Here is a 14,035-nt window from a genome sequence, read left to right on the forward strand (position 1 = left end):
TGCATCCCGAAAATTGTGAGCGTCCCGGCGATTTTGAGCGCAGGGCGTCTCGGGTCACGCAGGGTGAGACGAATGTGCGGGCTCGACTGTAACTCCTTGAAATACCTTGCCAACAAAGCCTGATCGGCGTTGGCTGGGTCACCCCTCAGCTCTTCGTCGCCTCGCTCTTTTCGAACTGCCGGTAGCATTCATCCGCCACCTGCTGCAGCAGATCGCGCGGCACCTCGCCGGTGACGGCGTAGCCGAGCGGGCCGTCGATCCAGTAGAAGGTCTCGACGCCGTCGTTCTCGTCGATGCGGAAGCTGGTTTCGCGGTTGTCGTCGTTGCGGCCGAGCAGCACCGTCAGCCGTCGGCCGGTGCCATCCTCATACATGAACATCGCGCCTGCTTTGCCGTTGACCGGCAGCAGCCGGCCGCCGACCAGCGAGAAGCCGAGCGAGGAGAGATCAGGGATCGAGAGCGGATGATCGAGCCGCTTGCCAAGCCAGGTCGCGAGATGGGTCTGGTCGTCGGCGCCGACCTCGACGGCATGGCGCACTTCGCTGGCATAGACCAGGAAGGCCGATTGCGCCTGGCGCGGCAGGCTGTCGGCTGTCTGCGTCAGCCGGGGGCTTTGCTCGGGTGAGAGCAAGGAGGGCGCGTAAAGGCCGGTGAGGCCGCCGGCCGCAAAGAGCACCAGGCCGGCGGCGACGGCGCGGGCGATGCTGGCAAACGATCGGGTGTCCTTGCCGGGATCCGGTTGCGGGCGTTCGCTGCCGTTGCTCAGAAGCAGAGCCCGGTCATCGGCGTCGCTGCGGGCATAGCCGGCAAAGAGCGCGCGCAACTCGACCGCCTGCGCCCGCCATTGCCGGACCTCTTCGGCCTGCGTGGGGTTTTGCTCGAGCCATTGCTCGATCCGCAACCGCTCGCGCGGGCCAAGGGCGCCGTCGACATAGGCGTGCAGGTCGTCTTCGGAGACGGTGTTGTGGCCTTCCGTCATTTCGGTCTCCGCATGCTGATCACATTGTCGTCCTTCATGGCTTCTGCAAGCTGGCGCCGCGCGCGCGACAGGCGCGACATCACGGTGCCGATCGGTATGGCCATCATCTCGGCCACGTCCTGGTAGCGATATCCTTCGATCACCACGAGCATCAGCACCGAGCGGTTCTCCGTGGAGAGCCCGTTCAGCGCCCGTTCGAGCCGCGAGCGCTCCAGCGGGTCGCTCTCGTGGGTCTCGGCCTCAAGGCCCAGGTCCTCGTCCAGCGCCACCTGCGGGTGCATCGCCACATAGCGGTGCCGGTTGCGGCCGAGATTGGTCATGATGGTGAAGGCCCAGGCGCGCAGGTTCACGCCGCGCCACTGCGCGCGGCGTGAAAGCACCTTCTCCACGCAATCCTGCAACAGGTCCTCGCCATCCGGGTCCGAGCGCACCAGGCTGCGGGCATAGCGCCGCAGTGCCGGCACCAGGGCCAGCACATCCTCTTCGAACCGGTCGGAGGCGGGGGGTGCCCCCGCATCCTCGTTGCCGCCGTTACGGCTTGGCGACATTCCATTCGCCCTTCTTCATGCCGTCGCCGGTCATGTCACCCATCTTCTTGTCCTTGATGAAGAAGTAGAGCGGCATACCGTCCTTGGCCCATTGCTTCTTGCCGTCCTTGCGCTCGACGACCGTATAGGCACCATCTGCCTTGGCGCTGGCTTCCGCGAAGAAGGGCGGCCAGTTCTTGGCGCAATCATCGTAGCACATGGACACGCCGCCATGATCGTCCTTGTAGGTGTAGAGCGTCATGCCGTTTTCTCCGGCCAGCACCTTGCCCTTGGCGGTCTCGACTTCCTTGACCGGCGGCGCGGCGAAAGCCGTTACGCTGGCCGCAAGCAGCATGGCGATCGTCAGTGGAAACGTTCTCATGGCAGTTGTCCTTCCTCAAGATGGTTTTCCTGTCCGGAAACGGGCGAAAAGCCTCCTCGTCCCGTTTCCGCGGGAGCCGCATGGTGCAGATCCAACCGTAAGACACGGCAAGCACAGGATTTATTCCCGGAGAACTGGCGGAAGTTTCGGTTCGGTTCTTGCAGGTCGGCCACAGGACGACCCGGCCACGCGACGTTCATCGCGCGGCCGACGAGAGGGGCGAATAAGGGCGCTGACCAGTTGGAGGCGACCGCCGTTCAGGGCAGCAGGACCACGGATCCGGTCGTCCGCCGGGCCTCCAGGTCTTCGTGAGCCCTGCGGGCGTCGTGAAGCGGATAGGTGGTGATGGCTGGGGCACGAACGACACCTGCCTGCATGGCGCCGAACAACTCTCGCGCCGCCGCTTCGTACTCGCCTCGCTCGGCAGTGTAGTGGGCGATCGAGGGACGAGTGACATAGAGCGAGCCCTTGGCCGAGAGCGAGGCGACGTCGAGCGGGGGAACCGGACCGGAGGAGGCGCCGAAGGAAACCAGCGTGCCGCGCGGGCGCAGGCAGTCGAGCGACCTGGCGAAGGTGTCGGCGCCAACGGAATCATAGACGACGCCGACACCCTTGCCGCCGGTGATTTCGCCGACGCGGACCCGGAAATCCTCCTGGCTGTAGAGGATGACATGATGGCAGCCATTGGCCCGGGCGATTTCGGCTTTCTCTGTGGAGCTGACGGTGCCGATGACAGTCGCGCCGATGTGGCTCAGCCACTGGCAGGCAATCGAGCCGACACCGCCGGCCGCCGCATGGAAGAGCACCGTATCGCCGGGCTTCACCTCGATGCAGCGACGGATCAGGTATTCGACGGTCAGTCCCTTGAAGACGAGGGCTGCGACCTCTCGGCTGTCCAGTTCCTCCGGCAGCGCCAGCGCCCGGGCGGCGGGCAGGTTGCGGTGGGTGGCATAAGCGCCGGGCGGGCCGCCCACATAGGCGACGCGTGCGCCAATCGAAAAGCCTTCGACGCCTTCGCCAAGCGCGGTGATCACGCCGACGCCTTCGACGCCGATCCCGCTCGGCAGGGGCAGGGGTGCCGAACCCCGGCGGTGATAAATGTCGATGTAGTTCACGCCGATGGCGAGATGGCGGATCTGGATTTCGCCGCGCCCGGGCTCGCCCAGCGTCTCGGCCTTGAAGGCGAGCACCGACGGCTCGCCAAATTCGGAAAATCGAAAGGTATCGATGTTGGACGTCATGCTGGTTTCTCGCCGGATTTCAGAAGAAACTGCTTGATTTCCTGGCTTCGGTCGAGAAACCATTTCGCAATTCTGATTTCCAAAAATGGAAAGCGACATGGACTGGAACGATCTCAAATTCTTTCTGGCCGTTGCCAATGCGCGCTCGTTGACTGCGGCCTCCGTCAGGCTTGGTGTCAGCGCATCGACCGTGTCACGCCGGATCGAGGTGCTGGAGGCGGCGTTGCAGGTCAGGCTTTTCCGGCCGCACCGCGACGGCTACGACCTGACGCCGGCGGGCGAGGCGCTTTTGGCGCCGGCCGAGCGGGCCGAGGCGCAGATGCGGGTCTTCGAGCGGACGGCGCGGGAGAAGGACAACGACCTTGCCGGCCCGGTGCGCATCGACGTGCCTGAACTGTTGGGGCAGGAGGTCCTGTTGCCGGGCCTCGCCGGTTTCCTGCTGGAGCATCCGGAAATCCGCCTGGAGATGCATTCGAGCGTGCGCCCGGTGCGGCTTGCCGGCGAAGAGGCCGACATCGTTCTGCGCCTGGTGCGGCCGCAGCAGGGCAACTATCGCCAGCGCAGGCTCGGCCAACTCGCCTTCGGCCTTTATGCGATGCCTGGCTACATCGCGCGTCACGGCATGCCGAGCGCACCTGCCGACCTCTACCGCCACCGGCTGGTCGGCTGGAGCGAGGAGCTGAGCTACCTGATTATGGTCGCCTGGCTGGAAACCCTATGCCCCGGCCTGCAGCCGGCGATGCGCTTCTCCTCGCTCGGCGCGCAGATGGCGGCGGTGAAAAACGGGCTCGGCTTTGCCGTGCTTCCGGCCTTTGCGGCCGAGGCGGCAGGCTTCACGCCGCTGCTGCCGGAGGCGCCGCCATTGGCCCCGGATCTCTGGTTGCTGGTCCATGAACAATCGGCCGAACTGCCGCGCGTGCGGCTCACCAAGGAGGCGGTCTCCACCGTGATGGCGCGCTTCGCTGCGCGATCGGCGGAAAGCGCCTGAGGATTGCAGACGCTTTCGTGAGGGAGCGGCCGATGGTGCTAGTCGGCCGGTTTCCACGGGGCATCAGAACGGCGAGCGCCCTGGAAACCGGTCTCCACCCGTTGCAGAACCGTCTCGTCGTCCGTGGTGATTTCGTAAAACGTGCTGTCGATGGCGCGAATGACGATCCAGGGGCTGTTCGGGGTGCCGGGCAGGAAACCGGTAAACTCTCCCCAGATGATCTGGAGAACGTCTTGCACAGCGGCGGCCAGGTGCCGGCCCTCGATCATGCTCCCGGACTGGGCCCAACTCTCCAGAACGTCGCCGCCGGGGCCGGTGGCATCGAACCATTGATAACCTGCGTCGACGGCGGAAACTCTCCACGACGCTCTCAGCGAGCGGGGTGCGAGGCGCTGCAGGATGTCGCGCAGGTCGAAGGGAAGCGCGGCTTCCGGAGGTCCATAGATTCTGAGCGTCTTCACGAGTGTTCTCCCGGCAGCGCATTGGAAACGTGCCGGGCCAACATCGTCAAGCCCGGTCGGCGACGAAGCGGGCGAGCGCCGGCCCGATCATGGTGATGATCAGCAGGCGGGCGGTCTGCAGGGCCATGACGAAGGAGAGGTCGACATTGCTCGAGGCGGCAATGACGGCGATCGAGTCGAGGCCGCCGGGGCTGGTGGCGAGATAGGCGGTCAGCGGATCGATGCCGACCACCTTGATCAAAAGAAGGGCAAGCAGGCCGGAGAACGAGATCAGCACGACGATCGAGATGATCGTCGGCACCAGCGCGCGGCGGGCATGGATGAGGATCTGGCGGGTGAAGCCGAGGCCGATGTTCCAGCCGAGCATGGCAAAACAGATCGCCAGCAGCCATTGCGGCAGCGCGGTGGTCATGACGCCTGAGACGTTTAGCACGGCGCCGAGAAGGAAGGGCAGCAGGAAGGCACCGGCGGGCACGCGCAGGAAGCGGCCGGCGAGCGCTGCGCCAAGCCCGACCGCGATTGTCTCGAGGAAAAGCAGGCCGTCGGTCGGTGCGAACCAGTGGGTGGTCTGCTCGGCTTCGGCGCCGGTGACCCACATATGCGCAACCACGGTCGCGGTGCTGGCGACGAAGATCACGCGCAGATACTGCATGAAGGCGACGAGGCGTGCATCGGCCCCATAGGCGTCAGCCATCAGCAGCATGGTCGAGGCGGCGCCTGCCGACGATCCCCAGATCGCGGTTGTGCCCGGCAGGATGCGCATGCGGGTGATGACCCAGCCGCAGAGCGTGCTGACGGCGATGACCGAGAGGATGACGGCGAGAAACAGCGGCCAGTTGCCGGAGAAGGTGGCGAGCATGCCCGGCGTCATGGCACCGGCAATCATCATTGCCAGGATGAACTGCACGCAGAAGAACAGCTGGCGCGGCAGGCGTATCGTGCCACCATTCATGCCGACGAGCACGGCGGCCAGCATCGGGCCCATGAGCAGCCCGGCCGGGAGGCCGATGAATTCGAAAAACGAGGCAAGGACGATGGAGACCGCAAGCAGCAGGCTCCATTGCAGCCAGGGCGCGAACCGTCCGATGCCGACCTTGTCCGGGGTGGTCGGCGCAGCTGGCTTGTCGGTTTTCACGGGCACTCTCCGGCATGACCCGGAAAGGCGGGAACGGCCACCGGGGCCGGCCTTGACGGGCTTTGAGCGATGGTCTTCGCCAGCAGAAGCGCGGGCGCCATCACGTCACGCTCGTTAGCAACAATGCGGCGTTGCGTTCAAGGGGCAGAGCAAGAAAGTGCCACAGGATCGGCAGCGGGCAATGCGAGCACCGTGCGTGCAGGAGGCGAAATGAGAAAAAAACGTGAACAAATTCCACCGGGCGTAAGCCGCGCCGGAAGGAGTCGTGACGAGGCGCGGCCTTGATTTTGCGGGGTAATTTTGTGCGCGGCGGTGACGCTCGCGAAGCTGGCGGCTCCTGGTCCTCCGGTGGGGCCGCAATTCCGGGCTTGCGTGTGCGGCCCGAATCCTGACACTCAGCCTCATGCAATTCGCACCGCAACAGGACGAGGCCCTGAAGGCCGTTTCGCAATGGCTGAAAGAGGGCCGCTCGCCGCTCTTTAGGCTGTTCGGCTATGCCGGTACCGGCAAGACGACGCTGGCCCGGCATTTTGCCGAGCATGTCGATGGCGACGTGCTGTTTGCCGCCTTTACCGGCAAGGCGGCGCAGGTGCTGCGCTCCAAGGGCGCGAGCAACGCCAAGACCATTCACTCGCTGATCTACCGGCCGCGCGGCGAAGAGGAGGTTTCCGACGAGGAAACCGGCAAGACCTCGATCGCGCCGATGTTTGCGATCAACCGCCAGAGCCCGGTCGCCAAGGCGGCGCTGATCATCGTCGACGAATGCTCGATGGTGGACGAGGCACTCGGCAAGGACCTGATGAGCTTCGGCACGCCGATCCTGGTGCTTGGCGACCCCGGCCAGTTGCCGCCGGTTACGGGCGGCGGCTATTTCACCAATCAGGAGCCGGACTACCTGCTGACGGACATTCACCGCCAGGCGCGCGACAATCCGATCATCCAGCTCGCCATGCAGGTGCGCGAAGGCAAGGAAATCATGCATGGCGACTATGGCACCACGCATGTGATCGGTCGCTCTCAGGTGAACCAGGAACTGGTGCTCGAAGCCGACCAGGTGCTGGTCGGCACCAACAAGACCCGCCGGCGCTACAACCAGCGCCTGCGCGAACTGAAAGGCTTTACCAGCGAGTATCCGCAATCGGGCGACAAGCTCGTGTGCCTCCGGAACGACCCGGCCAAGGGCCTGCTCAACGGCTCGCTGTGGCAGGTGATGAGTTCTTCGAAGGAGACGGTGAAGCCGGGCATCAACCTGATGATCCGGCCCGAAGACGACGACATGGATCGGGGTGCCGCCAAGATCAAGCTGTTGAAGGCGGCCTTCGAGGATGTCGAGGGCGAGATCCCCTGGACGACGCGCAAGCGCTACGACGAGTTCGACTACGGCTACGCGCTGACGGTGCACAAGGCGCAGGGCTCGCAGTGGAACAATGTCGTGCTGTTCGACGAAAGCTGGGCCTTCCGCGATACCCGCGAGCGCTGGCTCTATACCGCGATTACTCGCGCTGCGGAGCGGCTGACCATCGTTCGTTGAGTGATTGAGCCGGGCGCGACCTGAGGGAAGGGACGTCGTTGCCGATCAACAGGATCATTCTCTACGCCCATGACGTGGAAGCGACCGTTCGCTTCTACGAAAAACACTTCGGCTTTCAGGCATCGCGCGAGGCGGGCGACCGGATCGTCGAGCTGATCCCGCAAGACGGTGGCGCCAGCCTGATGGTCCATCCGACGGCCAAGGGGCAGCGGAAAGGCCAATCCCTCATCAAGCTGGTATTCGATGTCAGGGATGTCGAAGCCTTCAGCCGAGGGTGCGCTCAGGAAGGGCTGGTATTCGGGGCCATCCATCAGGCCGATGGCTATCAGTTCGCCAATGCGAAGGATCCATCAGGCAATCCGATCTCGATATCGAGCCGCGCCTTCCGCAAGATCTGAGGTGCAGCCGTCTTGAGCTGTTACCGCTTCGTTGCCATCCAGATCATATGGCGGGCGCCGCCGCGTTTGCCGTTGGCGCGCACGTTCACCTCGTCGGTGGCAAAGCCGACTTCGCGCAGGCGGCGGGTGAAGGCGCTGTCGGGTGCTGACGACCAGACGGAAAGCACGCCGCCAGCCCGAAGGGCGGCTTGAGCGGCGCGAAGGCCGGTGTGGCTGTAGAGGCTGTCGTTGGAGGGGCGCGTCAGGCCATCCGGGCCATTGTCGACATCGAGCAGGATGGCGTCGTAGGCGGCCCTCTTCGAGCGGATCAGTGCGCCGACATCGCCGACATGGATATCGACGCGGGGATCGTCGAGCGTGCCTTTGTGCAGATCGGCCATGGGGCCGCGCGCCCAGTCGACGACGGCCGGAACCAGTTCGGCGACGGTCACGCGGGCATCGCCTGGCAGCACGGCAAGGGCCGCGCGCAAGGTAAAGCCCATGCCCAGGCCGCCGATCAGCATGCTCAGGTTCTTGCCGCCGGCGATGCGTTCATGGGCGAGCGTTGCCAGCGCTTCTTCCGAGCCGCTCAACCGGCTGTTCATCAGCTCGTTCGAGCCGAGCATGATCGAGAATTCCTGTCCGCGCTGCTTCAGGCGCAGCTCGTCGCCGTCACCGGGAATGGTTGCGCGGTCCAGCTCTATCCAGGGAAGCATCGGGGTCTCTCGTCCGTATTTGTTCAGGCGCCCTCGTAACACGCGCGGGATAATGGCGACACCGCAATGTCTGCAGTTCAAGAGAATTGTGCCGCACGGACGTTCAAACTGTTCGGCGCGCCTTACTGTGGCGGGCCTGCGGGCAGGGGCTGCAGCAGAGCGTCGTGACCTAGGCGGGGCGCAACGCGACCTCTTCCTCTTCACGCACGAGGATGCGGACGGCAAGGCATCGGGGGCGGCTGCCGTGTTCTCGCTATTCCGCCGAGATCATGCCTGAAAGCACCGCCTTGGCGATCGCCTGGAAGCGGTTGTTGGCGCCGAACTTGCGGATGATGCCGGCTTCAAGCGTAAGCGCTGCGGCCACGTCCATGTCCATCAGGCCGGCGATGCGCGCCGCCGGATAGCCGTCGGCCATGAAGGTCAGGCACTCGCTTTCGATCGGCGAGAGATGGACATGGCCGTCCTCATCGGTGGCTTCGCCTCCGTCGGTGGCTTCGAGCAGCTCGGTGATGCGCTGCATCTGCCGGCGCAGGTTTGCCTGCTGGGCGGCAAGCTCACGCCGTCGGGCAAGCAGGGCGTCGCGAAACAGCTTGTCGGCTTCGGCCTGCTCCTCGGTGCCCGCAAGTCCGGTCAGCAGTTCCAGGATCGTCGAGATCGGCATGTCGATCTCGCGGCAGGCGTTGATGACGGCCATGCGGCGAATGTGATCTTCGTTGTAGACCCGCATCGGACCCATGCGGGCGGCGGTCAGGAGCCCCTTTTCCTCGTAGAAGTGCAGCGTGCGATGGGTGACGCCGAAAGCGTCGGCCATGTCGGCGATCGCCAGCGGCGTCGTGGGGTCGTGGTGGGGAAGCGGCAGGTCGGGCAGAAAGCCGACACGATCGGGCGCGGCCAGCACGCCCTCGAATTTCCAGTGGTCTCGCGGCATGTCGAAGGTCCCCGGTCTACAGCCTGCGCGTCTTTCGACGCGCTGTTTCTGCAATTTCCTGAATCGAGACCGACCCAGGGGCGCGCGCAATCCGCGTCCGGAAGCGGTGGCGATCGCCGGGTCTCAAAGGTGCGGACGGATCCGCGCGGTGAGGCACTCGTTGATCGTCAACGACAATACCTGCTGCTCGGTTGGGGCACCTCCGCGCACCAGGCACGGTTTACTCAGGACATCGATGCTTGCCTGACGAGCACCCAGGCACCCATTCCCAACGCATGCGTGTACCGTATACGCGAATCGCTAATATGACCAGTCCCAGTATGGCAGGCGAATGTGGCGGGCCGGGGGTCGCAGCCGCTTCATGCGGACCGGCCTTTGCCCGCCCCGCCGGGCAGGCTCAGTGTCCGATGACCTTGAGCGGGCTGTTGGCGCTGAGGATGAACAGCGGCTCGTCGCCGCGCAGCGGCGAGAGTTTCTGCTGGCAGGACCAGGCGGTCTCGAAGGTGTCGCGGGTGAGGTGCTTGCGATAGCGCTGGGTGGCGGCCATGCAGCCCATCAGCGGGCTTTCGATCTGCTCTTCGCGGGCGTGATTATAGATCTCGCCATCGAGCGAAAACAGTTCGGCGGCGAGCGACATGCTCTCGAAAAGCAGGTCAGGCTCGGTCTCGAGCCGCTTCCAGGTGATGAAGTCCTGGCGCATCGGAACGTTCTCGCCGTCATGGGAGAGGGTGACGCGAATGCCCTGGGCCGGTGCGTCGTACCAGGTCACCTGGACTGTGAAGGAAAGTGCTGAGTTGCGCGAGACCGGTCGGCCGGTGTCGCCATCGGTGGCGCGCGCCAGCGTCTTGTGGCGCTGGGCGGCAAGCCGCAGCGCCGTGGCGAAGGCCTTCGCATCGCTGTTTTCGGCGCCGCTGAGCTTCACGGTAACGGCGGGCAGCACCCGCTCGGTTGCGTGGCGGGCGTTGAAGAGCTTGGCCTGGGCGTCGAGGTCCAGCGTCATTTCCTGCGACGGCATCGGGGCAAAGAGCAACAGCGGCAGGACGCTCAGAACGGAGAGCGGCGAGGAGAGCGGGGCCGGCGGCCAGGCGGGGCGATGCCCGGCAAAGCGCCGCTTGGCCGGCTTCGGTTGACGCGGCGCGGGGGCGGCAGTTTCGGCCACTTCCGTCCGCGCGTGGCGGTATTCCGGAACGTAGGTTCCCTTGGGAATGGCAATGCGCCATTCCTCGTCGGCGCCGTCGCCCTCGTAGAAGGCCTTGAGCAGCTTGCGCAGCTTGCCGGCATGCACGCGCACCAGCGGGTCGCTGTCGGCGTTGAAGGCCTGTGGCCGGTCGAAGACGTCGATGGCGATCGAGTACCCCTTGAGCTGATGGCCTTCGCCGATCATCTCCTTTTCGACGACATAGGCGAGGAACGCCCGCAAGCGCTCGGAGCGCGCGAAAGCCTTGCTTTCGAGGATGCGACGGAGCGTCCGCCGTATCGTCTCATCGCAGGGTCTTTCGACCGTCGTCATCGGTGCTTGCTCCAGGGTCATGTGATCTAAAAATCTATGAAGGCGATCGCGGCGTAGGCCAGGGCCATTCGATCTGATTCGGAAATTTAAGGCCAAAAGAAGTGGTTGTCAGGGGTGATAGACGCCAAATTTGAGTTTTTTCTGAAATAAACGTAAAAATTGCGTCCTCAATCCCTGTGACAGATCGTAGCGGTGCTCGCTCGCCCGGTGCCGGCGTGCCGGCGGCCCGAAGGTCTCGTTCCTGTGATTGAGCTTTCCTGCATATTAGAGAGATCGATTGTCAAGATTTGATCAAGACAAGGCGGGCAAACGCACTGCGCGCCATTGACGCGGATATTGCATTGGTACTCCTTGGAATTGCTGCATAATCCCGACCTCAAACCGTTTCTGCTTTCGTTAAATATGCAGTAGAACATTGCATCCACATTGCCCGCATCGGGCCGTGAGCGGCCCCGCCTCTGGAAAGTTCAGACATGCCTGCAAAACTGTCCGTGAATCTGAATGCCGTCGCAATGCTTCGCAACCGGCGCGATCTACCCTGGCCCTCCGTCACCGCACTCGGGCGCATTGCGCTCGAAGCCGGCGCCGCCGGCCTGACGGTGCATCCCCGGCCGGATCAGCGCCATGTCCGCTTTTCCGACCTGCAGCCGATCCGCGACCTGATCGACGGCGCATTCCCGGAGACGGAATTCAACATGGAAGGCTACCCGAACGAGGAGTTCCTCGGTCTCGTCGAAGCGCACCGGCCGGAACAGGTGACGCTGGTGCCCGACGATCCGGCGCAGGCGACCTCCGACCACGGCTGGGATTTCCGCAAGAACCACAATCTGCTCGGCCATGTGGTCGGCCGGCTGAAGAAGAAGGGTTTTCGCGTTTCGCTGTTTGCCGATGGCGGCGAGGACATGGAGGCGCTGCGCATCGCCAAGGAAACGGGTGCGGACCGCATCGAACTCTACACCGGCCCCTATGGCGGCTGCTATGACGATCCGGAAAAGGCCGAGAAGATCGCCGGCGAGCTTGGCCGCACGGCGGCGATGGCGGCCGAGCTCGGTCTCGACGTCAATGCCGGCCACGACCTGACTGTCGCCAACCTGCCGCTGCTTGCCAGGCACATTCCGAACCTTGCCGAAGTGTCGATCGGCCACGGCCTGACCGCCGATGCGCTGGAATACGGCATGGCCGAGACCGTGCGCCGCTTCCGTCGCGCCTGCGGGCAGGAGGTCTGAGGCGCCTTCGCCATGAAGGAACTCTTCGTCGTCACCCACACGCAGTCCGTCCACCATGTCGAGGGCAGGGTGGGCGGCTGGTACGATACCGGCCTGACCGAGCGCGGCCGAAAGGATGCGGCGGCCACGGCCGAGCGTCTTGCGACCCTTGTCGGCGGGAGGCAGGTCGAGATCTTCAGCTCCGACCTTTTGCGCACCGCTGAAACGGCGGCGGCGATCGCCGCGCGCCTTGCCGCGCCCGTGACGGAAACCGCCGCTCTTCGCGAAATCAGCTATGGCGTGGCCGGCGGCAGGCCGCAGGCCTGGCTCGACGCGCGCTATACCGCGGCGCCGGACGACAATCGGCTGGATCATGATTGCGGTATCGACGGCGCGGAAACCCGCCGCGACGTGGCGCTTCGGGTCTACCCTTGCGTCGAGGCGATCGTCGCCAGGCCATGTCCGACGCAGATCATCGTCACCCACGGCTTCACGCTGACGCTGGTGATGGCGGCCTGGATGAAGGTTCCAATCGAGGCCGCCGGTTTCTTGAGCTTCCCGGCGAAATCCGGAAGCATCACTCATCTGCGCGAGGATGATTTTTTCAGGAATCGCGCCGTCGTCCGCCTGGCGGATGCCGCGCATCTGGCAAATGAGACGCCGTAACATCCTGAAAATACTCAGGGCAACGCAGGCGCGAACGCAATGCAATCTGCAACGGGGGCTGCTATAGAGTAAGCCCGTCCTCTCGCCCATCTCCGGCCCATGATCATTCAGACCAGTTTTCGCGAGCGCATCGTTCTCTATGCGCTTCTGACATCGCTGACCTCGATCAGCATCGACGCGCTGTTGCCGGGTCTGCGCCAGATCGGCGCCGACGTCGGCGTCGCGCCGCCGCTTTCCACCCAGCATGTGATTTCGCTGTTCATTCTCGGCATGGCGTTCGGCGAACTGCTGCTCGGGCCGCTTTCCGATGCGATGGGGCGGAAGAGGGCGCTGGTCCTGGGCCTTGGCGTCTATGCGCTCGGAACGGTCATCGCCATGGTGGCGAACTCGCTCGAAATGGTCATCCTCGGCCGGTTTCTTCAGGGTGTCGGCGTCTCCGGGCCGAAGATCGCGACGAGGGCGATGATCCGCGACCAGTTCGAGGGTGACGCCATGGCCCGCGTCATGTCGTTCATGTTCACGCTGTTCATTCTGGTGCCGATGCTCGCGCCGACACTGGCGCAGGGGATCATCACTGTAGCCGGCTGGCGCAGCATCTTTGCCGTCTATCTCGCGGCGGCGGGCGTTCTCGGCCTGTGGCTGGTGATGCGGCAGCCGGAAACATTGCCGGCCGACAAACGCATTCCCTTTCGCCTGGGGCTGCTCTTATCGAACGGGCGGCGCATCCTGTCGCATCGGCGGGTGACGTTGCTGATCGTCGCGACCGGGCTCGTCTTCGGCGCGCAGCTTCTCTATCTGAGCACGGCGGCCGACCTCTTCTTCGACGCCTACGGGATCGGTGAGACCTTCCCGCTCTATTTTGCCATGCTGGCGACGGGCATCGGGCTTGCCTCGTTCCTTAATGCCAAGCTCGTGCAGCGCTTTGGCGCGGAGGCGATGGCGCGCCGGGGTTTTGTGGGCCTTGCCGCGGCAGGGCTGGCGATGCTTGCGGCATCGCTCTATTGGGGCGGGCGGCCGCCGCTTGCGGTGCTGCTGGTGCTCGGCTTTGCCGCCTTCTTTGCGGTCGGCGTGCTGTTCGGCAATCTCAACGCCATGGCCATGCGTTCGCTCGGGCAGGTGGCCGGGCTCGGCGCATCGCTGATCGCCTCCGGCTCCAGCCTCGTGGCGACGGTGTTTTCGATCGCGGTGGGCGCCTTCTACGATGGCACGACACTTAACCTTTCGGCCGGCTTCTTTCTCGCTGGCGTCGGCGCGCTCGTTCTGGCCGAGCTTGCGCTGAGGGCCGATGCTTCGCCGGTGGAGGCCTTCCGGTAGGCGACGGCAAAAGCTGCCAAGCCCTCGTGCCAGGGATCAGCCTTCCCATGCCGGCGAGCCCGGTGCTTCGGATGC

15 protein-coding genes are annotated in these 14,035 nt (G+C 64.6%); 6 read left to right on the plus strand and 9 right to left on the minus strand.

Annotated features, from left to right (window positions below):
- Positions 1–145: 145 nt before the first annotated feature.
- From IB262_RS01365 to IB262_RS01380, 4 genes are all read right to left on the minus strand, one after another.
- Positions 146–979, minus strand: a complete 834-nt coding sequence (locus IB262_RS01365; protein WP_112974904.1) for an anti-sigma factor — start codon at positions 977–979, stop codon at positions 146–148.
- The gene (locus IB262_RS01370; RefSeq protein ID WP_034792734.1) at positions 976–1,527 is read right to left on the minus strand and encodes an RNA polymerase sigma factor; all 552 of its coding nucleotides are present in this window, start codon (positions 1,525–1,527) and stop codon (positions 976–978) included. Before IB262_RS01370 ends, IB262_RS01365 begins: the two co-directional genes overlap by 4 nt.
- Positions 1,511–1,888: a lipoprotein gene (locus IB262_RS01375; protein ID WP_034792736.1), complete on the minus strand. Its 378-nt coding sequence runs from the start codon at positions 1,886–1,888 to the stop codon at positions 1,511–1,513. Before IB262_RS01375 ends, IB262_RS01370 begins: the two co-directional genes overlap by 17 nt.
- 257 nt (positions 1,889–2,145) lie before the next feature.
- Positions 2,146–3,129, minus strand: a complete 984-nt coding sequence (locus IB262_RS01380) for a quinone oxidoreductase (RefSeq protein ID WP_060515995.1) — start codon at positions 3,127–3,129, stop codon at positions 2,146–2,148.
- A 97-nt stretch (positions 3,130–3,226) separates the two neighbouring features.
- On the opposite strand from IB262_RS01380, the gene IB262_RS01385 reads away from it, so the two are divergent.
- A complete protein-coding gene (locus IB262_RS01385) occupies positions 3,227–4,117 on the plus strand; it encodes a LysR family transcriptional regulator (protein WP_112974979.1) in 891 nt (296 codons plus the stop codon).
- 38 nt (positions 4,118–4,155) lie between these two features.
- Here IB262_RS01385 and IB262_RS01390 read toward each other — a convergent pair whose 3' ends face one another.
- On the minus strand, positions 4,156–4,578 hold the full coding sequence (locus IB262_RS01390; protein ID WP_051659255.1) for a hypothetical protein: 423 nt from the start codon (positions 4,576–4,578) through the stop codon (positions 4,156–4,158).
- A 46-nt stretch (positions 4,579–4,624) separates the two neighbouring features.
- Positions 4,625–5,713: an AbrB family transcriptional regulator gene (locus IB262_RS01395; protein WP_112974903.1), complete on the minus strand. Its 1,089-nt coding sequence runs from the start codon at positions 5,711–5,713 to the stop codon at positions 4,625–4,627.
- 403 nt (positions 5,714–6,116) lie between these two features.
- On the opposite strand from IB262_RS01395, the gene IB262_RS01400 reads away from it, so the two are divergent.
- Together IB262_RS01400 and IB262_RS01405 are read left to right on the plus strand one after the other, a co-directional pair.
- Positions 6,117–7,244, plus strand: coding sequence for an ATP-dependent RecD-like DNA helicase (locus tag IB262_RS01400; protein WP_034792744.1), 1,128 nt, complete (start codon positions 6,117–6,119; stop codon positions 7,242–7,244).
- A 38-nt stretch (positions 7,245–7,282) separates the two neighbouring features.
- Positions 7,283–7,642: a VOC family protein gene (locus IB262_RS01405; protein WP_112974902.1), complete on the plus strand. Its 360-nt coding sequence runs from the start codon at positions 7,283–7,285 to the stop codon at positions 7,640–7,642.
- Positions 7,643–7,662: 20 nt separating this feature from the next.
- Here the strand turns inward: IB262_RS01405 and IB262_RS01410 are convergent, their stop codons facing one another.
- The 3 genes from IB262_RS01410 to IB262_RS01420 all read right to left on the minus strand — a co-directional run bounded on the left by IB262_RS01410 (position 7,663) and on the right by IB262_RS01420 (position 10,775).
- Positions 7,663–8,337 carry a hypothetical protein gene (locus IB262_RS01410; protein WP_112974901.1) on the minus strand — a complete coding sequence of 225 codons (675 nt, stop codon included), beginning with the start codon at positions 8,335–8,337 and terminating at the stop codon, positions 7,663–7,665.
- 253 nt (positions 8,338–8,590) lie between these two features.
- On the minus strand, positions 8,591–9,265 hold the full coding sequence (locus IB262_RS01415; RefSeq protein ID WP_089043488.1) for a MerR family transcriptional regulator: 675 nt from the start codon (positions 9,263–9,265) through the stop codon (positions 8,591–8,593).
- 397 nt (positions 9,266–9,662) lie between these two features.
- Positions 9,663–10,775, minus strand: coding sequence for a hypothetical protein (locus IB262_RS01420; RefSeq protein WP_060516001.1), 1,113 nt, complete (start codon positions 10,773–10,775; stop codon positions 9,663–9,665).
- A gap of 473 nt (positions 10,776–11,248) precedes the next feature.
- Between IB262_RS01420 and IB262_RS01425 the strand changes: the two genes are divergently transcribed.
- From IB262_RS01425 to IB262_RS01435, 3 genes are all read left to right on the plus strand, one after another.
- Entirely contained in the window at positions 11,249–12,001 is a 753-nt protein-coding gene (locus IB262_RS01425; protein ID WP_112974900.1) for a pyridoxine 5'-phosphate synthase, read from the plus strand.
- 12 nt (positions 12,002–12,013) lie between these two features.
- Positions 12,014–12,646 (plus strand): histidine phosphatase family protein, encoded by a 633-nt coding sequence (locus tag IB262_RS01430; protein WP_112974899.1) that lies wholly within the window; start codon positions 12,014–12,016, stop codon positions 12,644–12,646.
- A 99-nt stretch (positions 12,647–12,745) separates the two neighbouring features.
- Positions 12,746–13,960, plus strand: a complete 1,215-nt coding sequence (locus tag IB262_RS01435; protein WP_112974898.1) for a multidrug effflux MFS transporter — start codon at positions 12,746–12,748, stop codon at positions 13,958–13,960.
- Positions 13,961–14,035 lie beyond the last annotated feature (75 nt).

Origin of the sequence: Ensifer sp. ENS02 (assembly GCF_014851885.1) — a bacterium.
Lineage (GTDB): Bacteria > Pseudomonadota > Alphaproteobacteria > Rhizobiales > Rhizobiaceae > Ensifer > Ensifer adhaerens.